Genomic DNA, 19,089 nt, shown 5'->3' with positions numbered 1-19,089 from the left:
CTCTTACTTCCTATTAAACAAAAAACATAAATAACTCATTTTCAAAAGGTTCAAATAAATAACCGATGAGTTTTCAATAGCTTTTTTTTTAAAATAAGCATGTTTTTTCCCAAAAAAAACTCCTATTTTACAATCATTTAACAGTAATGCTACTCTTAGCAATAAATGATCTCTTTCTTTAACAAGTTTATTATCAGCTAAAAAAAACAGGTTCTCCGTAGCTTGCATCGTTTTCATGGTAAAAACTTCATTAGAATCTATTCCTAAATGATATACCCTATTTTCAATTTGTTTTATAAACACCCCTTCCTTTTCTAAGGTACTGGCAAATAATAAATCTTCTCTCCCATACTTTTTAAGAGATTCTTCAAAATGAATTCTGTCAAAAATATCTCTATGTATAAAAAAGTTTGCTGTAAAAAAGTACTTAATAGGCCGTTTTTCTCTTACACTTAAAGCAACCTCTTCACTCTTTACACCAAAATTATAACGTAACTCTCCTTTGCTTCTATCTTCCTTTCTATAAGCTATTCCTCCACAAAAAACAGTTCCTTTAGCTTTTTTAGCTACCGCTATATATTTTTTAACAAATCCTCTACCAATGGGTTTTACATCACAATCCAAAAATAACAGCCAATCATATACGGATTGTGAAGCTAACAAATTACGTAAACTACCTCTCCCAATATTCTTTTTTAAAGACTGAAAACTACAATGTTCAATACTATTAATTTTTTGATTTAAAGGATGAAATTCTGACTCAGAAGCATCATCTATTACTAAAATTTCAAAAGGAATATCTTCTTCCTCTAGTTGGTTGTAAAGAGCCAGTACTAAAGGATATACATTCCAATTGTAAGCTGGAATCAAAACAGAAATCATGATACCGTTTGCTGAACTACTTCAAACAATTCTCCCCCTTCACATTTTATTGTATGTTGCTTAAATTTCACAATCAACTGGTAATCATGAGTTGCCATTAGAATAGTTTTTCCATTCTTATGAATTGTATTCAATAGCTCCATTACCTCCAGTGAAGTTTTAGGGTCTAAATTCCCCGTAGGTTCGTCTGCAAGAATCAAGTCAGGATCATTTAATAATGCGCGCGCTATTGCTACACGCTGCTGTTCTCCTCCTGAAAGCTCAAAAGTATTTTTATAATATTTTTCTTTCATTCCTACCTTGTCCAATACCTCATAAATCTTCTCTTTCATTTCTTGTTTGTTCTTCCACCCTGTAGCTTTCAATACAAACTCTAAATTATCAAATACATTTCTATCATTTAATAATTTAAAATCCTGAAATACAATTCCTAACTTTCTTCTCAAGAAAGGAATATCCTTTTCTCTCATTTTTTTTAAATCAAACCCTACAATAGATCCTAACCCACGTTGCAAACGTAGATCGCCATATAGCGTTTTCAATAAGCTACTTTTACCACTACCCGTTTTCCCTATCAAATAATAGAAATCGCCTTTATTCAAGGTAAAATTTACTTTTGATAACACTAAGCTATCTCGCTGATATATATCAGCATTTTCAAGATGTAAAACAGGTTTCTCCATTATGATATACTTTCTTACAAAACTAAAATTTTATTACGTAATTATATAACATTTATTATTTTTGATGCAATCTTTTTCAACAAAAACAAAAAAACAACGTTATACCTTTTAGATAACGCAAAAAATATGAAATTTATTTATTTTAAAAAGAGCTTTTTCTGCTTTTTTCCTTTCATTTTCATGAGCCATATCGTAGCGCAGACAACTGCTATAGATTATCATAAAAACACTGATTATCACAAAGCTGTCACATTATTTTTCAACAAAAGCTATGCTCCAGCACAGCAATTATTTGAAAAAATAACAAAAGAAGCTGAGCCTAATCAAAATGTCAAAGCAAATGCTGCTTATTATGAAGCCATGTCTGCTATTCATCTGAAACAAATTGATGCAAATCAAAAAGTCCTTAACTTTGTCAAAAACTATCCTTATAGTAGTAAAAAAGAAAAAGCTTTTTTAAATGTTGGAAATTATTATTTCGCTAACCAAAAAGCTGCTCATGCTTTAAAGTGGTACGAAAAGGTAAATGAAGATTTACTGAATAATGAAGATCGTAGAGTATTAAATTTTAAAATGGGTTATGCTTTACTAGCTTCTGGTTACTTGAAAAAAGCAAAAGAAAAATTTATAACCTTACTAGGAGATCCTCAATTCGGAAATGATGCTCGCTACTACTATGGATATATTGCTTACAAAGAAGAAAACTTTGGAGAAGCTGAAAATAATCTGAGTCATTTAGCAGACAATGCCACCTATAAATCAAAAGCGAATTATTATTTATTGGATATTAGCTTTAAATCAGGAAAATTTGAAAAATCCATTCAAATAGGAAAAAGCATACTTCCTAAAGCAGACAAAAAACAGCAATCTCAAATATCTAAAATCATTGGAGAAAGCTATTTTAATCTAAAAAAATACAAAGAAGCTATTCCATACCTAACTCAATATAAAGGAAAAAAAGGAAAATGGAATAACACGGATTACTATTATTTAGGTTATGCTTATTATAAACAAGGAGATTTTGAAAATGCTATTCGTAATTTTAATAAAATTATTGGGGCTAAAAATATTGTTGCTCAAAATGCTTACTACCACTTAGGAGAATGCTATCTAAAACTAAACAAAAAACCTGAAGCTTTAAACGCCTTTAAGAATGCTAGCGAAATGAGGTTTGATGTAAAAGTTACAGAAGGAGCTGCTCTCAATTATGCGAAATTAAGTTATGAAGAAGGAAATCCCTACAAAAGTGTTCCTGAAGTACTCAAAGAATACCTAATAAAATACCCTAATACACCTAATACTAATGAAATTAGACAATTACTAGTTACCTCTTACTTACATCAAGGAGACTATGAAGGTGCTTTGGTATATTTAATATCTCATAAATCTCCAGAAAATGAAGCTTTTGCCAGTGAAGTTGCTTTGTATCGAGGAATTCAATTATTCAATGAACAAAAGCTAAATAAAGCTCGTACCTTTTTTACCATTGCTGCTACTTCTAATGCGCAAGATATTCGAGACAAAGCTTTGTTTTGGAATGCAGAAATTGAGTATTTGCAAGGAGGGTATGAAAAAGCATTGCAAAACTTCTTATTACTAAAAAATACTTCTATTGAAGAAGCTGATAATTTAGACTATAATATTGCCTATGCTTATTTTAAATTAAAAAAATACAAAGAAGCAACCAATTACTTTCAACGCTTTTTAAATCATAAAGTAAATGATCTTGATTTAAATGGAGATGCTTCAAATAGATTAGGAGATTCTTTTTATGCTACGAAGCAATACAATGATGCTATTCAGTCTTATGACAAAGTAATAGCAGATGGAGCCATTGGTTCAGATTATGCACAATATCAAAAAGCCATGAGTAATGGACTAGCGGGTAATAATACTAATAAAATAGATGATTTATTGGCAGTTATCAACAACTATGATCATTCACAGTTAAAAGATGATGCACGCTTCCAACTAGCAAGCACCTATACTAGTCTTGGAAATAACGCTAAGGCACAAGAAGCTTATCATGACTTGTTAACAAATCACCCTAAAAGTAGCTATGTACCCAATGTTTTACTACGTCAAGGATTGCTGTTTTACGGTGAAAACAATACTGAAAAAGCGCTTTCTAAGTTTAAGGAAGTAGTGGCAAATCACCCTAATTCAAATGAAGCAAAACAAGCCGTTACCAATGCTCGTAATGTATATATTGATCTTGGAAGGGTAGATGAGTATGCAGACTGGGTTAAAAACATTAATTTTATAAATGTATCAAATGCCGATTTAGACAATGCCACTTTTGAAGCTGCTGAAAACAAATTCTTAGAAAATAAAACGGCTCCCGCTATTGAAGGATTCCATAAATACCTCGAAGCTTTCCCGAATGGACTTCATATATTGAAAGCTCATTTTCATCTAGCTCAATTATACCTAAAAACCAATCAAGCTATACAATCAATTCCTCACTATACATTCGTTGTAACGCAACAAAAAAGCGAATATAGCGAAGAGTCTCTTAATAAATTATCGCAACTATATCTTGAAAAAAATGATTGGAATAATGCAATGCCTTTATTAAAACGATTAGAGCAGGAAGCTAATTACCCTCAAAATTTGACTTACGCTTTAAGTAATTTAATGAAAGGATACTACCAAGGAAAAGATTACCTAAAAGCTATTGAGTATGCTGAAAAAGTGCTAAGCAACGGAAAAATAGAGCCTTCTGTGGAAGAAGATGCTAAAATTATTATTGCCCGTGCAGCTTTCCAAACAAACGATTATATGACTGCGGAAGAATACTTTAATGAAGTGGGTAAAAAAGCTGTAGGCAAATTAAAAGCAGAAAGCCTATACTATAATGCCTTTTTTAAACATGACACAAAAGAATATGAATTATCCAATAAGATTATTCAAAACTTAATTGCCAACTATTCTATGTACAAATACTGGGGGGTTAAAAGCTATATCATTATGGCAAAAAACTATTATGCTTTGAAAGATGCTTACCAAGCAACCTATATTTTAGAAAATATCATTCAAAACTTTACACAGTATGAAGATGTAATTCGAGAAGCTAAAAACGAATTGCGTACCATCAAAAACAACGAAGCCAAAACTAACGAATCGGTAACACCTCAGCAAAACTAAAATCAATGAAAAAACACATCTTATTTGTACTCTTGTTTGTTGGTCAGTTTATAATAGCGCAAGATAAACCTTCTATAAAAAAAGATACCATAAAAACAGAGGTCATCAATGTAGTAACCTCTTACGCGCCTAAAGTTACTGATGCTTTCAAAATAAAAAAGAAACCTGCTATTAAGCATTCTAAAAACACAGAAAGAAAAGCATTAGAATATACTATGTTTTCCGTTCCGGTAGCTTCTACTTTCATTCCTAAAAGTGGAACTATGAAAACTATTGACCTAGGGGAAAAAGAACATCTATACAACAATTACTTCTCTTTAGGTTTGGGAAATAAAACAACTCCCCTCCTAGAAGCTTATGTACGAAGAAAAACTTATTACGATGATGAATTTGGAGTATATGCTAAATTTCTACTCTCCATAAACCCTGTTGAAAATAGTAAACTAAGCAGCTCCTTTTACAATACCAAACTCAACTTGTTTTATAAAAGGAAAGAGCGCTACTTTGACTGGAAAGCTGGTCTCAATATAAATCGGAATAAATACAATTGGTACGGATTACCTAACAATATAAACTTTACGGAGGGTACTTTAGAAGCCATTGAAGAAGAACAAACTTATAAATCTTATAAAGTTTTTGGAGAAGTGGTATTTGAAGATTCTTATATTCAAGAAGGAAATCTATCCATAGCTCATTTCTCTGATGTTTTAGATAGTAGCGAATTTGATGTCGATTTCAAGGCTAAGCTAGCGTTTCCTCTTGATCGAATTCACAGAAATTTAAATGACCTATCCTTAAATGTTTCAGTAAATTTCCTAGGAGGAAATTTTGCTTACTCTTACAGAGATTTACAACCTATAACATATAGTTTTTTTACTTTGGGCGTAAATCCACATTATCGTTTCCTTGCAGAAGATTTTGATATTAAGATAGGGGCAAAAGGATATTTTTCTGTTGATACTCATAATAATGAATCTATTTTTCTTGTGTATCCTGATGTAGAAGTCGCTTACCCTGTTATCAAAGACTACGCTAACTTATATATAGGTGCTTCTGGTGACCTGCACTCCAATACTTATAAAGAATTTGCCAATACCAACCCATTTGTTTCACCAACGCTTACTATATTACAAACAAATGAAGCTTATCACTTTTTTGGAGGATTTAGAGGTAAACTTTCTCAAGACGTTAATTATAATACCAAAATAAGCTACAAAAAAGAAGAAGACAAACCTTTCTTTTTAGCTAACAACTCTAAATCTAATGGAATCAGAACTGGCTCTAATACTGGTTTTTTATTCTATGGCTATGAGTATGGAAATTCTTTTAAGGTTGCTTATGACAATATTACCACTGTTAGTTTTTTTGGAGAAATAGAGTACAATGTATTTAAAAATTTAATACTTGGTGCTAATGGTCAATTTAATAATTTTTCCTTAACCAAGGAATTAGCTCCTTGGAATCTACCTGAAATTGAAGGTGAGTTATTTGCTAAATACAAAACCAAGAAATGGTATGCTAACGCTAATATACTCTTTGCAAGTGGTCGTAAAGGAGCTTTTTACGAAGACGTTTTTCCTTACGTTCCTGCTCCTATCGCTCTTGAAGATTATATAGACGTCAATTTAAGTGGAGGATACTATTTTAGTGATTCATTCTCTGCTTTTATTAAAGTAAATAATGCCTTAAACAGTAACTATCAACGTTATACAAATTTCAATGTACAAGGCTTCCAAGCCTTAGCTGGAATAACTTGGAATTTTGATTTTTAGAACCATTCATTTTACGTAATTTTGAAGGCTTTAAATTACGTAAAATGAACAAACTTCTTCAACTCCTAGTCATTGGGATATGGTTGGTTTCTTGTAAACCTAATACCTCCCAAAAAGTAGGTAACCTATTTTCTTCTAACCAAGAAAAGGTAGATTCCACACAAGTAAAGCACTTATTCAATACTGCACTTACTAAAGGTAAATCCTATGAATGGTTACGAGATTTAACTACCAATATAGGCAGTCGTCTTTCGGGTTCTAAAGGAGCTGAAAAAGCTGTAATTTGGGGTAAAAAACAAATGGAAGCAGTGGGGCTAGACTCGGTATGGTTACAACCTATCATGGTTCCTCACTGGGTAAGAGGTGAAAAAGAAGAAGCTAGTTATATCGTCAACAATAAAAAAATAACCGTTCCTATTTGTGCTCTTGGTGGCTCCATAGCTACTCCTTTAAGTGGTATTAATGCTGAAGTCATAGAAGTAAAAAATATTGAAGAAGCGGAAAAACTAGGAAGCAGTGCTGCTGGTAAAATTATTTTCTTTAATGGAGCTTTTGACAATACCTTTATACAAACATTCAAAGCCTATGGAGGTTGCGTAAAGCAACGTTTCTCTGGAGCTGCTACTGTAGGAAAATTTGGAGCAAAAGGAGTGATTGTTCGTTCTATGACTAACGGAATTAACAATAATCCGCATACTGGGGCTATGAGTTATGGAAAGCTTCCTAAAACTGCTTATATTCCTGCCGCTGCTATTAGCTCTCTCGCTGCTGAAAACTTAAGTAAACATTTAAAAGAATATCCTCAATTGAAGTTTTACTTTAAGCAAAACTGCCAAAACTTGCCTGATGCCCCCTCTTTTAATGTTGTTGGTGAAATAAAAGGAAATAAATACCCTGATAAAATTATGGTTGTAGGAGCACATTTGGATTCTTGGGATTTAGGAGATGGTGCTCATGATGATGGAACAGGAATTGTACAAGCCTTAGAAGTTGCCTATTTACTTAAGTCTAATAAGGTTAAGCCAAATCATACAATACGTATCGTATTTTTTATGAATGAAGAAAATGGAATGCGAGGTGCTAAAGAATATGCCCGCTTAGCAAAAGAAAATGGAGAAATTCATATCAGTGCTTTAGAGTCTGACGCTGGAGGGCATACCCCTAGAGGTTTTTCTATTGATGCAAATCGGAAAAATTTGCACCTTATACAAAGTTGGAAAAAAATACTAGCTCCTTACGGACTCCATGATCTTATTATGGGAGGAAGCGGTCCTGATATTAGTCAATTGAAGAATGAACATATCACCTTAGTAGGGTATAGACCTGACTCTCAACGCTATTTTGATTATCATCATGCCACTACGGATACTTTTGACAAAGTGCATAAACGCGAATTAGAGCTAGGAAGTGCTTCTATGGCTAGCATTGTTTATTTGATGGATAAATATTTATACCATAACAATACTGTAAAACCTTAATACAACATATAAATCTGTGATCCCTAAAAATGAATACAAATATTAATACTTATTAAAAATTACCCACAATGAAATACCTTTTTTTAATCTTAAAAATTCTTTTAGCCATTTTCTTAATTTATGGAGGCTTTAATCATTTTTACAAACCTGAATTCTACAATGGATTGATTCCTGATTTTCTTCCAAAACTAGCTACGAACTATGTTTCTGGAGCGGCAGAAATGTTATTAGGAATAGGACTCTTTATCAAGGGATATCAGAAAAAAGCTGCCTATGGCATCTTTCTTTTAATGTTATTATTCATGCCTTTACATATTTGGGATGCGTTTAAAGAAAATCCAGCTATCGGATCTAAAACAGCTGCATATATAAGAATTGCTGTTCAGTTTCTTTTTATAGCTTGGCCCTGGGCTCTTTACAAAAATGAATCAAAATAATTACCCATGAAAAAAGCCATAAATATCCTATCCTTTTTAACTTGTTTTGTGTCTTGCCAACAACAGGAAAAAGCAGATTTAATTGTTGTAAATGCTACTGTTTATACTGTGAATTCAAATTTTGACAAGGCAGAGAGTTTTGCTGTAAAGCATGGGAAATTTATGGCTATTGGAACCAATAAAGAAATCCAAAAAAAATACAATGCTCCTAAAGTCATAGATGCTAAAAACAACCCTATTTACCCTGGTTTTATAGATGCACATTGTCATTTTTACGGATTAGGCTTACAACAACAAAAAGTAAACTTAGTAGGCACAAAAAGCTATGACGAAGTACTCCAAAAACTAGTTGAGTTTCAAAAAGAAAAAAAGAGTTCTTTTATTACAGGGCGCGGATGGGATCAAAATGATTGGGAGATAAAAGAATTCCCTACAAAAGAAAAACTAGACAAACTCTTTCCTACAACCCCAGTAGCCATTCGAAGAATTGATGGGCATGCTATGCTGGTAAATCAAACTGCTATTGACATGGCTAATATTACCGTAAATTCGACTGTTGATGGCGGTGAGTTTTTGAAAAAAAATGGAACGTTAACAGGGGTTTTAATAGATAATGCGATGCACTTTATAAGAGTTCCTTCTCCTTCTAAACAAGAACAAATTCAAGCCCTAAAAGATGCTGAAAAAATTTGTTTTGACCTAGGACTAACTACTGTTGATGATGCTGGATTAAGCAAGCAAGTCATTGAACTCATAGATAGTTTACAACAAAAAGGAGATTTAAAAATGCGCATATACGCAATGATTTCTAATACTAAAAAAAATCTTGATTACTATCTTAATAAAGGGATTATTAAAACTAATAGACTACATGTCCGTTCTGTAAAAGTATATGCTGATGGTGCCTTAGGATCGAGAGGTGCTGCTCTAAAAAAAGAATATGCCGATAAAAAAGGGCACTTTGGGGCTCTTGTAAATTCTTATAACGATTTGCAATCCTTGGCTAAAAAAATAGCCAATTCTATGTATCAAATGAATACCCATGCCATTGGCGACTCTGCCAATTATGTGATGCTCAAAACCTATCATACTGTTCTTAAAAACCATACAAATAGAAGGTGGCGAATTGAACATGCACAAGTTGTTGATACCAAAGATTTCCCATTATTTAAAAATGTACTGCCTTCTATTCAGCCAACTCATGCTACTTCTGATATGTATTGGGCAAAAGATCGAATAGGCATTAAAAGAGTTAAAGGGGCTTATGCTTATAAAGATTTGTTACTACAATATGGAAAAGTAGCGCTAGGAACAGACTTCCCTATTGAAAATGTAAACCCTTTATATACCTTTTATGCCGCTACTATTCGAAAAGATTTAAAAGGATATCCTAAAGACGGCTTTCAAAATAACAACGCTTTGTCTAGAAAAAATACCTTGAAAGGGATGACTATATGGAATGCTTTTGCTAATTTCGAGGAAAAGGAGAAAGGTAGTATCGAGGTAGGAAAATTAGCAGATTTCGTTATTTTAGATAAGGATGTCATGACCATTAAAGAAGCTGAAATTCCAACTACCAAAGTCATAGCTACCTATATTAGCGGTGAAAAAGTAAAGTAAATTTGTAAATTAAATTTTTTAAACCCTCTATATAATGAAATCTCATTTATTTTTATTTCTATTTTCCTTATTACTTTCCTTTTCTTGTACAAACGACACTGACGATACTGTTAACTATGACGTACAAAATGAAGCTGATATCATCAAATATATTGCTAAGCATAAATTACTTGCTAATAGAACTGATACTGGCTTATATTATGTTATCGACGAAATAGGCATGGGTAAAAAACCTACTAGTAGTTCTGAAGTAACCGTTTCTTACAAAGGATATTTTTTAGATGGAACTACTTTTGACCAAAGCGATGCTAAAGGGATTTCTTTTAAATTACAACAGGTTATTGATGGATGGACAGAAGGGCTTACTTATTTTAAAGAAGGAGGTAGTGGTATGCTGTTAATTCCTTCTCGTTTAGCTTACGGAAATACAGGAAACTCAAGAATCCCTGGTGGAGCTGTTTTAATATTTGAAATTAAATTGTTAAAAGTAAATTAATATAAAACTTCCTTGGAAAACAGTATCTCATAAATAGTACAATATGGGATACTGCTTAACATAGCCTAATTCTTATATCCAAAACCAACGACATTCCTTTAAACATTCAATCTCCTAAAAAACTTTTTGTAGTTTTGTGTAAATTCAACACTAAATGAAAATTTCACAAAACATTAAAGTTGCCGTAGATGCTGTTGTGTTTGGTTACGAAAAAAAAGAATTATCTATTTTATTAATCAAAAGAGGCATAGCACCTTTTAAAGATTCTTGGGCGCTGCCTGGTGGATTGGTTTTAGAAAACGAGTCATTAGAAGAAGCCGTTCAAAGAGAATTAAAAGAAGAAACAGGTGTTGCTATTGATTACTTAGAACAACTATATACTTTTGGGAAACCTTTGAGAGACCCTAGAAATCGGGTGGTTTCTATAACTTATTTCGGCTTAGTAAGCCCTACTAATTTTAAAATATTAGCAGCTACAGATGCGGTAGAAGCACAATGGTTTCCTATTCGCAAGTTACCAGAATTAGCTTTTGATCACGATCAAATTCTAGCGGTAGCACTAAAAAGATTACAAAGCAAAATAAATTATCAACCGATTGGCTTTGAGCTTTTGAACACCACCTTTCCTTTCTCCGATTTAGAACATTTATATCAAACAATCCTAAACAGAAAAATTGATCGACGCAATTTCAGAAAGAAAATACTCAGTTTTGGTATCCTAACTGAAACAGATCAAATTTACAAACCTTCAAGCGGAAGGCCTGCCAAACTATTTCAATTCAATGCTGCTAAATATAAAGAACTAGAACAGAAAGGGTTTCATTTCGAAATAAAGTTTGCGTAAAAAAAACACAAAATATTTTTTAGAAGTATAAAACTTTAGTATATTTGCGTAAAAATAACGCAATATGGTTTTAAATCTCGACAATAACTTCAACCCCTACCCTTCTAGAAATACTATTGAATACGATTATTTTATTTTTTCAGGAGGAGAGCCACATATAAAAATAACCTCCAACCTTAAAGATGTTACGGCAGTAACTATTACACATCGCATACAATCTTTTAACGATATGGGCATGCTTTTACTAGCATCTAATGCCTTAAAAAATATGGGAATACATACCATACACATACTGCTTCCCTATTTTCCTGCGGCAAGACAGGATCGATTAATGATTTCGGGAGAGCCTTTATCGGTAAAAGTATATGCTGATATCATTAATAGTCAAAACTTTAGTTCGGTTACTATTTTTGACCCTCATTCTGAAGTAGCTCCAGCTTTATTAAATAACTGTAAAGTAGTCGATAATCTTAAATTCATACAAGAAGTAACTAGTCAAATTGCCAATGATGTACTATTGATCGCTCCTGATGGAGGTGCTTTAAAGAAAATTTATAAAGTGGCTTCTTATTTACAAAAATACAAAGTTGTAGAATGCTCAAAATCTAGAAATGTTGAAACAGGGCAGCTCTCAGGATTTAAAGTGTATGAAAACGATTTAAAAGGACAAGATTGCTTAATTGTTGATGATATTTGCGATGGAGGAGGCACCTTTTTAGGCTTGGCAAAAGAATTAAAAGCTAAAAATGCAGGAAACCTCTACCTAGCTGTAAGTCATGGTATTTTTAGCAAAGGCTTTAAAGACTTACAGAAGCATTTTACTAAACTATTTACTACTGATAGTTTTAAGACACTTAATGGTAATAATAGTACGCAAATTAAATTAGAACAACTATTAAAAGAATAATGTTATGATTATAGAAGCAGCAATCGGGGACGCTTATGGAGCTGGATTTGAATTCAAAAATCAAGACTATATCAACAATTATAATAATTTAGCTTCTTACTACCAACATGGTATGTATCCTGAAATATACAAAACATATACGGATGATACACAAATGGCAATTGGTATTACCGAATTACTACTAGAAAATAATAATTGGACCGAAGAATTAGTTGCCAATAAGTTTGTCGAGGTTTTTCACAGAGATAAAAGAAGAGGGTATTCTAATAGGGTTTACAATGCTCTTAATGCTAGTCGCGATGGAGTTCAGTTTATTAAAAACATCAATAATAAAAGTGCAGGTAATGGATCTGCTATGAGAGCTTATCCGATAGGCTATGTTAAAGATATAAATACACTATTAACCTTCTGTGAAATACAAGCAAAGGTTTCTCATGATACTATTGAAGGCATTCAATGCGCAAAACGAATAGCCTTAGCTGTTCATTTTTATAGGTATGGTTTAGATAAAAAAACAAATTTGATCTCTTTTATCAACACTACTTTAAACGAAAATGAAATATATGAAGTTTTAGCACCTATAGATATGCATGGCTATCCAACAACAAAGGCAGTTATTAAAATTGTTTCAGAGGCTACTTCTATGGAAGATTGCTTAAAGTATGCTATTGATTTTGGGGGAGATACTGATACTGTAGCTGCTTTATGTATGGCTATTTTAAGTCAAAAAGAAGAATGCGATAAAAAACTTCCGTCATTTTTACTTGAAGAATTAGAAGACAATACCTTTGGTAAAAAATACCTACAAAAGCTCGATCATTTACTGGAAAATAAATTCTATAAATAATTATTAAAAATATAAAGCAATGAAATCGAAATCAATTGAATCTACTTTCTTAGGCTTGGCTTTAGCAGATGCATTGGGCGTTCCTGTGGAGTTCCAATCTAGAAAACAATTACAGGAAAACCCTGTAAAGGAAATGAGAGCATTCGGCACTCATTACCAACCTAAAGGTACTTGGTCTGATGATAGCTCTTTAACATTTTGTCTTGCAGAAAGTTTGTGTAAAGGCTATGTAAATAAATGTAAAACTGGTAATGCTGTTATTACAACAGTAGGAAACTTACCAACTAAAATGTAATTCATACAGTTGGCTCTGTATATAATAATGGGAAAAAAGTAGAAAAAGAAAAACAATTATTAGCCAACTGTTATTACAACAGTATGTTACTTGCTATAGAAAACGATATAAATCCATTTCTTTTCCTAATATAGGTATAGGAACTTGTCGTTTTTTATAGCAAACAACTACTGAAATAGCTATCGAGACCCTTCCAAAAAATACTTTTGCAAAAGAAGTATATTTTGTTTGTTTTGACATAGAAAACTATACAACATCTACCGCTATTTTAAATAAAAACAATGCAAGAAATTAAGCAAAAAATTAAATATCTAAAAGGAGGTGCTACGGCACCTATCGGATTGGGCAATAAAATCATTGTTCATGAAAAAGAAATGATTATTCCTTTCTTTTATGTTAATTTTAACGAATAAAAAGTATTTAATAAATTCACAAACAATGAATGAGAAAAGAAGTAAAAAACTTAGTAAATATTTAAGTCTAATACTCAGACATAGCCCTGAAACAATCCACTTAAAACTGGATAAAAATGGATGGGCAACAATAAGTGAGCTACTCAAAAATACTCATAAATATGGAACTCCCTTTTCAATAAAAGAGCTCATATTTGTAGTAGCTACTAATGATAAAAAGCGCTTTTCTTTTAATGATGATAAAACAAAGATTAGAGCTAACCAAGGACATTCTATAAAACACATCAATTTAAACCTTTCCCCTAGAACTCCCCCTTCACTACTATACCATGGAACAGTAGCTAAGTTCTTAGCGCCTATTCGTTCAGATGGATTGCTAAAAATGGGTAGGCAATATGTGCATTTGAGCACTGATTTAAGTACTGCTAACAAGGTAGCTTCTAGAAGAGGTAAACCTGTAATATTAACGATCAAAGCTTTAGAAATGCATACAAGAGGTTTCTTATTTTACCTTTCTGAAAATGACGTTTGGTTGACAGATAAGGTACCTTCTGAATTTATTGAATTTAAAAAATAATGCAATGAGTACATTTGTTATTGGCGATCTACATGGGGGATTAAAAGCACTTCCACAAGTTTTAAAAAGAGCTAACGTTACTGAAAAAGATACGCTTATTTTTTTGGGTGATTATGTAGATGGATGGAGCGAAGCCGCTCAAACAATAGACTTTCTAATAGCGCTTTCTAAAACAACCCATTGTATTTTTATAAAAGGAAATCACGATTTATGGTGTGAAAACTGGTTGAAAACAAAACGGCAAGAACCTGTATGGCTAGCTCATGGTGGTCAGGCTACTTTAAAGAGCTATGCTTCTTATTCAGTAACAAAGAAGCAAGAGCACATTTCTTTTTTTGAGCAAATGAAACCTTATCATATCGATTCAAACAACCGTTTATTTATCCATGCTGGCTATACATCCATCCACGGAGTTGAAAAAGAAACTTTTAAAATGAATTATTTTTTTGATCGTACACTATGGGAAATGGCTTTTGCCATGGATAAAGCACTACATAAAGAGGCTATCGGTTATCCTGATCGTTTAAAACATTATCATGAAATATACATAGGGCACACTCCTACTATTCGGTATCAATCTACAACTCCAATCAATGTCGCAAATCTATGGAACTTAGACACTGGAGCTGCTTTTACTGGAAGATTATCTATTATGAATATCAAACATAAAAAATTTTGGCAAAGTGATATTGTTAAAGAACTGTATCCTAATGAAAAAGGAAGAAATTAATTAAAAAATAAAATACCATGAAATACACCAATGAAATCATCATCAATAAATACCATAAACAGGAAAAATTAAATTTCTTATTCTTTTGGGGACATCAGCCTAATAAGGATGGAAGTATTGGTAAAAGTTGCTTTAGCCAATGGTGGAAAGCGCCTTTTAAAATAGATGGCATTACCTACCCTACTGCCGAACATTATATGATGGCTAGCAAAGCTATACTTTTTAAGGATGACGAAATCTTAGAAAAAATACTCAACGTAACCGATCCTCACAATGCTAAAAAACTAGGCAGAAAAGTAAGAAACTTTACTCCCGATCTTTGGGATCAACATAAGTTTGACATCGTGGTAAAAGCAAACATGGCAAAGTTTTCTCAAAATTCAGCCTTAAAAACGTTCCTCTTACATACAAAAGATGCCATTATTGTTGAAGCGAGCCCTAGAGATCGTATATGGGGAATTGGCATGGGGCAAAACAATGAAAAATCTAGTAACCCTAATTTATGGAGAGGAAAAAACCTTTTAGGATATGCTTTAATGGAAGTAAGAGATAATTTGCAAATCCAATAACCTTATTTATATGCTTAATGATAATCACTACCAAAAGCTAAACTTAAAATATAATCCTTTTTCTTTTCTGAATAAAAACGAATTATTACAAGTAACCTATGAACGCTTAAATTTAGAAAGACTTTCTAAAAATATAATACTCAGTGATTCTTGCTTTGTTGAATTTTATGGAAATAAAGGTTTAGGTAAATCTACACACTTACAATTGCTTTATTCTAAATATGTTAAAGAAGCTAAATTTGTTTTACTTAAAAAAAAGAAAAAACAATTCATTGAAAAAACAGATAAAATTCTAATTATTGATTCTTTTCAATTATTGACTCCTACAAACAAAGTTTATCTATTAAATAATCAATCTAAGTTAATTATTACTTCACATTATTCTCACAGTTTATTCCAATTAAAACATAAAAATTTTCGCGCAAAAGTAAATTTTAATAAATTAGAGTTTGATATGAATCTTTTAAAGAAAATTGTTTCCTCTAAAATTAAACTTGCTGCTATTGATTCTGAAAAAGAGCTACCTAAAATAAAAAACGAGCATTTAGACTATTTATTAAATAAATATAAAAAAAACATAAGAGCCATTCAAGCTTCACTTTATGATGCTTTCTTAACAACCCAAAAAAATTTCTATGAGTTATAAAAATTTTGCTAGTATAAGTAACATATTTGACAAAACAACATTTTATGCGAATGAAAAAATTACAGGAAAAGTTTCTGTAAAAAATAATAGTACTATAAATTTAAAATTAGAGCACATTCAAATTTCATTAATCCTCAAACATCATGGAAAAGGAGAAACCGATAGTATCCTCTTAAATTCTTTTACTAATCATGAATATAAAGAAATATCAAGAGGGCAATCAATAAGCATTCCCTTTTCTTTCTCTCCTATTTACAATGTTACATTTAACGGCATCAATGTATCACAATCGATACTCATCAAAACCAAAGTTGATATTACCAATGAAAGTGAAAATTATTGAGGAATCATAAATTATCTAATTTTAAAATTGGAGGATATATCAGTGGACTTATCTCTCCTGATTTCTTTGAAGAAACCCCTATAATTATAGCTAAAGGGGATAGCAATTATGAATTAAAGAATGCAACTGGACTTATACAACCTGGAATGGAAAATGCTAAAACTATACTAATTATAGGCTTATCTATAATAGCAACTGCTGCGATCATTTTTTATATAAGTACTAAAAACACATATATCTTAATTGCTCTTATATGTTCTTATGGGCTCCTAACCGCTGGTATTTATCATTACAAAATCGGTCCCTCAAAATCCATCGGTCCTATTAATTTTAAATTAACAAATCAAGATAACGATTCTTATCAAGTGCATTTGCGGTTTCAAAAACGAACTCTTAATATTCAAAAAATCAACTACCAGCTAATAGGACAAGAAATGGTAACCTACGATAACGGAAGTAACAGATCTACCGCTTTAAGCTTTTTCTTTAAAAGTAAAATAAACAGAATACTTCTTCAAGGAAATTCAGCAATTGACATTGCTCCTTTCCCTAAAAAATCACTACCCACTTCAATTAGCAATAATGATTTTGATATTACTTGGCTCTTTAAAATCATAATAGTTACCAAAAATAATATTACAATCGAAGGGAAGCATATTATTGACTTGAAATATCAAGAAAATTTAAATTAAAAACCTTCTAGAAAAAATTTGTGTACATAATTTAATTTGCGTAATTTTGACGCAAATTAAATTATGTACTATGAACCCTTTACTATACACTGACGGCTATAAAGTAGATCACCGAAGACAATATCCTAATCAAACGACATTAGTATATTCTAATTGGACTCCGAGAAAAAGTAGAATCCAAGGTATTGAGAACGTTGTTTTCTTTGGTTTACAATACTTTATTAAAAAATATATCCTTGAAGATTTTGAGAACAATTTCTTTAAACAACCTAAAAAAATTATTTGCGAGAAATACAACAGACGAATTAATAATTACTTAGGAGATAATGCAGTAGGAATAAAACATATTGAAGCGCTACATGATTTAGGATATATCCCTATGGTTATCAAAGCTTTGCCAGAGGGAGCATCAGTACCTATCAAAGTACCAATGTTTACTATGTATAATACTTTGCCTAACTTCTTCTGGCTAACTAATTATTTTGAAACTTTACTATCTACTACAATTTGGCTGCCTTGTAATTCTGCCACTATTGCTAAAGAGTATCGAAAAATATTAGATAACTATGCTGAAGAAACTTCTTCTACTCCTGAGCTTGTTGATTGGCAAGGCCATGATTTCTCTATGAGAGGAATGGGGGGATTAGAAGCTGCTATCGTTAGTGCAGCAGGGCACCTTTTAAGTTTTACCGGAACTGATACCATTCCTGCAATAGATTTTTTAGAAACATATTATCATGCTGATTCTAACACAGAGTTGGTGGGTGGGTCTGTTCCTGCTACAGAACATTCTGTAATGTGTATGGGAACTAATATAGGAGAGCAAGAAACCTTTAAACGACTAATTACAGAAGTATATCCTAGCGGAATTGTTTCTATTGTTTCTGATACTTGGGATTTATGGAAAGTACTTACCGAGTACCTTCCTAATCTGAAAGAAGAAGTGGTTGCTCGTAACGGTAAAGTAGTCATTAGACCTGATAGTGGTGATCCTGTTGCTATCATTTGTGGAAATCCTAACGGAAAGACGAATGCAGAGAAGAAAGGAGTCATTCAACTGCTTTGGGATACTTTTGGAGGAAGTACAAATACCAAAGGATATAAAGAATTAGATGGTCATATTGGAGCTATTTATGGAGACAGTATTACCCTTGAAAGGGCTACCGAAATTTGCGAACGCCTAAAGCAAAAAGGCTTTGCTTCTACTAACGTTGTACTAGGCATTGGTTCTTTTACCTATCAGTATAATACTCGTGATACTTTTGGCTTTGCAATGAAAGCCACTTATGGAGAAGTTGCTGGAAAAGGAAGAGAAATTTTTAAAGATCCTATTACTGATGATGGAACTAAAAAGTCTGCCAAAGGACTATTGAAAGTCGAAAAAGAAAATGGCATTTATAAATTGTATGATCAGGTAAGTTGGAATGAAGAAAAAAAGGGGGCTTTAAAGGAGGTTTTTAGGGATGGAAAGCTACTTAGCGACCAAACTCTTACTGATATCAGAGATAGAATTAAAAACACAATTTAAAAATCATCTTAAAAGAAAATGAGGACTATTTTCTTTATCTAAATTGCAAAATGATGTATTGTTTTTGTTCTTAATTTCTTTTTCTAACACATCAAAAAAAAGAAAAAACGCTTTTACTTCGGTCCATAATATACTTTCTTATCAAAACCAAATATTCTTTTTGTTCCATTAAAAAAGGTTGGG

General features: G+C 32.0%; 22 protein-coding genes. 19 read left to right on the top strand and 3 right to left on the bottom strand.

The window, feature by feature from the left end; all coding sequences use genetic code 11:
• Window positions 1-3: 3 nt before the first annotated feature.
• Together MARIT_RS04265 and MARIT_RS04260 are read right to left on the bottom strand one after the other, a co-directional pair.
• The gene (locus MARIT_RS04265) at window positions 4-882 is read right to left on the bottom strand and encodes a glycosyltransferase family 2 protein (protein ID WP_100210864.1); all 879 of its coding nucleotides are present in this window, start codon (window positions 880-882) and stop codon (window positions 4-6) included.
• The gene (locus MARIT_RS04260) at window positions 879-1,565 is read right to left on the bottom strand and encodes a cell division ATP-binding protein FtsE (RefSeq protein ID WP_024741658.1); all 687 of its coding nucleotides are present in this window, start codon (window positions 1,563-1,565) and stop codon (window positions 879-881) included. The genes MARIT_RS04265 and MARIT_RS04260 overlap by 4 nt, the downstream gene beginning before the upstream one ends.
• A gap of 180 nt (window positions 1,566-1,745) precedes the next feature.
• Here MARIT_RS04260 and MARIT_RS04255 point away from each other — a divergent pair, with 180 nt between their 5' ends.
• The 11 genes from MARIT_RS04255 (at window position 1,746) to MARIT_RS16165 (ending at window position 13,542) form a co-directional block, all read left to right on the top strand.
• Window positions 1,746-4,712: a tetratricopeptide repeat protein gene (locus tag MARIT_RS04255; protein ID WP_100210863.1), complete on the top strand. Its 2,967-nt coding sequence runs from the start codon at window positions 1,746-1,748 to the stop codon at window positions 4,710-4,712.
• Window positions 4,713-4,717: 5 nt separating this feature from the next.
• A complete protein-coding gene (locus MARIT_RS04250) occupies window positions 4,718-6,484 on the top strand; it encodes a TonB-dependent receptor (protein ID WP_136437752.1) in 1,767 nt (588 codons plus the stop codon).
• A gap of 44 nt (window positions 6,485-6,528) precedes the next feature.
• Window positions 6,529-7,962 (top strand): M20/M25/M40 family metallo-hydrolase, encoded by a 1,434-nt coding sequence (locus MARIT_RS04245; RefSeq protein ID WP_100210861.1) that lies wholly within the window; start codon window positions 6,529-6,531, stop codon window positions 7,960-7,962.
• A gap of 68 nt (window positions 7,963-8,030) precedes the next feature.
• Window positions 8,031-8,399 carry a DoxX family membrane protein gene (locus MARIT_RS15680; protein ID WP_100210860.1) on the top strand — a complete coding sequence of 123 codons (369 nt, stop codon included), beginning with the start codon at window positions 8,031-8,033 and terminating at the stop codon, window positions 8,397-8,399.
• 6 nt (window positions 8,400-8,405) lie between these two features.
• A complete protein-coding gene (locus MARIT_RS04235) occupies window positions 8,406-10,019 on the top strand; it encodes an amidohydrolase (protein ID WP_100210859.1) in 1,614 nt (537 codons plus the stop codon).
• 34 nt (window positions 10,020-10,053) lie between these two features.
• Window positions 10,054-10,515: an FKBP-type peptidyl-prolyl cis-trans isomerase gene (locus MARIT_RS04230; RefSeq protein WP_024741664.1), complete on the top strand. Its 462-nt coding sequence runs from the start codon at window positions 10,054-10,056 to the stop codon at window positions 10,513-10,515.
• Between the two features lie 154 nt (window positions 10,516-10,669).
• On the top strand, window positions 10,670-11,359 hold the full coding sequence (locus MARIT_RS04225) for an NUDIX hydrolase (RefSeq protein ID WP_038025778.1): 690 nt from the start codon (window positions 10,670-10,672) through the stop codon (window positions 11,357-11,359).
• A gap of 64 nt (window positions 11,360-11,423) precedes the next feature.
• Window positions 11,424-12,266: a ribose-phosphate diphosphokinase gene (gene prs, locus MARIT_RS04220; protein ID WP_024741666.1), complete on the top strand. Its 843-nt coding sequence runs from the start codon at window positions 11,424-11,426 to the stop codon at window positions 12,264-12,266.
• A 4-nt stretch (window positions 12,267-12,270) separates the two neighbouring features.
• Window positions 12,271-13,113 (top strand): ADP-ribosylglycohydrolase family protein, encoded by an 843-nt coding sequence (locus tag MARIT_RS04215; RefSeq protein WP_100210858.1) that lies wholly within the window; start codon window positions 12,271-12,273, stop codon window positions 13,111-13,113.
• Window positions 13,114-13,132: 19 nt separating this feature from the next.
• Complete coding sequence (locus MARIT_RS04210; protein WP_100210857.1) at window positions 13,133-13,408, top strand: ADP-ribosylglycohydrolase family protein; 276 nt, start codon at window positions 13,133-13,135, stop codon at window positions 13,406-13,408.
• Window positions 13,408-13,542 (top strand): macro domain-containing protein, encoded by a 135-nt coding sequence (locus MARIT_RS16165; protein WP_100211996.1) that lies wholly within the window; start codon window positions 13,408-13,410, stop codon window positions 13,540-13,542. Before MARIT_RS04210 ends, MARIT_RS16165 begins: the two co-directional genes overlap by 1 nt.
• On the opposite strand, the gene MARIT_RS15605 is transcribed toward MARIT_RS16165, so the two are convergent.
• The gene (locus MARIT_RS15605; RefSeq protein ID WP_159255106.1) at window positions 13,502-13,648 is read right to left on the bottom strand and encodes a hypothetical protein; all 147 of its coding nucleotides are present in this window, start codon (window positions 13,646-13,648) and stop codon (window positions 13,502-13,504) included. The two genes, MARIT_RS16165 and MARIT_RS15605, sit on opposite strands and share 41 nt — an antisense overlap.
• A gap of 41 nt (window positions 13,649-13,689) precedes the next feature.
• Between MARIT_RS15605 and MARIT_RS16055 the strand changes: the two genes are divergently transcribed.
• The 8 genes from MARIT_RS16055 (at window position 13,690) to MARIT_RS04170 (ending at window position 18,906) form a co-directional block, all read left to right on the top strand.
• On the top strand, window positions 13,690-13,821 hold the full coding sequence (locus MARIT_RS16055; protein WP_262509612.1) for a hypothetical protein: 132 nt from the start codon (window positions 13,690-13,692) through the stop codon (window positions 13,819-13,821).
• A gap of 25 nt (window positions 13,822-13,846) precedes the next feature.
• Entirely contained in the window at window positions 13,847-14,398 is a 552-nt protein-coding gene (locus tag MARIT_RS04200) for an RNA 2'-phosphotransferase (protein ID WP_024741668.1), read from the top strand.
• A gap of 4 nt (window positions 14,399-14,402) precedes the next feature.
• On the top strand, window positions 14,403-15,128 hold the full coding sequence (locus MARIT_RS04195) for a metallophosphoesterase family protein (protein ID WP_100211995.1): 726 nt from the start codon (window positions 14,403-14,405) through the stop codon (window positions 15,126-15,128).
• A 17-nt stretch (window positions 15,129-15,145) separates the two neighbouring features.
• The gene (locus tag MARIT_RS04190) at window positions 15,146-15,697 is read left to right on the top strand and encodes an NADAR family protein (RefSeq protein ID WP_100210856.1); all 552 of its coding nucleotides are present in this window, start codon (window positions 15,146-15,148) and stop codon (window positions 15,695-15,697) included.
• A 10-nt stretch (window positions 15,698-15,707) separates the two neighbouring features.
• On the top strand, window positions 15,708-16,343 hold the full coding sequence (locus MARIT_RS04185; RefSeq protein WP_100210855.1) for a hypothetical protein: 636 nt from the start codon (window positions 15,708-15,710) through the stop codon (window positions 16,341-16,343).
• On the top strand, window positions 16,333-16,686 hold the full coding sequence (locus MARIT_RS04180) for a hypothetical protein (RefSeq protein WP_100210854.1): 354 nt from the start codon (window positions 16,333-16,335) through the stop codon (window positions 16,684-16,686). Before MARIT_RS04185 ends, MARIT_RS04180 begins: the two co-directional genes overlap by 11 nt.
• Window positions 16,683-17,378 (top strand): hypothetical protein, encoded by a 696-nt coding sequence (locus MARIT_RS04175; protein ID WP_100210853.1) that lies wholly within the window; start codon window positions 16,683-16,685, stop codon window positions 17,376-17,378. The genes MARIT_RS04180 and MARIT_RS04175 overlap by 4 nt, the downstream gene beginning before the upstream one ends.
• A 70-nt stretch (window positions 17,379-17,448) precedes the next feature.
• A complete protein-coding gene (locus MARIT_RS04170) occupies window positions 17,449-18,906 on the top strand; it encodes a nicotinate phosphoribosyltransferase (RefSeq protein ID WP_100210852.1) in 1,458 nt (485 codons plus the stop codon).
• The last annotated feature ends 183 nt before the right edge of the window (window positions 18,907-19,089 follow it).

Source organism: Tenacibaculum maritimum NCIMB 2154 (genome assembly GCF_900119795.1).
Taxonomy (GTDB): Bacteria; Bacteroidota; Bacteroidia; order Flavobacteriales; family Flavobacteriaceae; genus Polaribacter; species Polaribacter maritimus.
The sequence above is the reverse complement of the archived record's forward strand: the minus strand, read 5'-3'. Positions and strand labels throughout refer to the sequence as shown.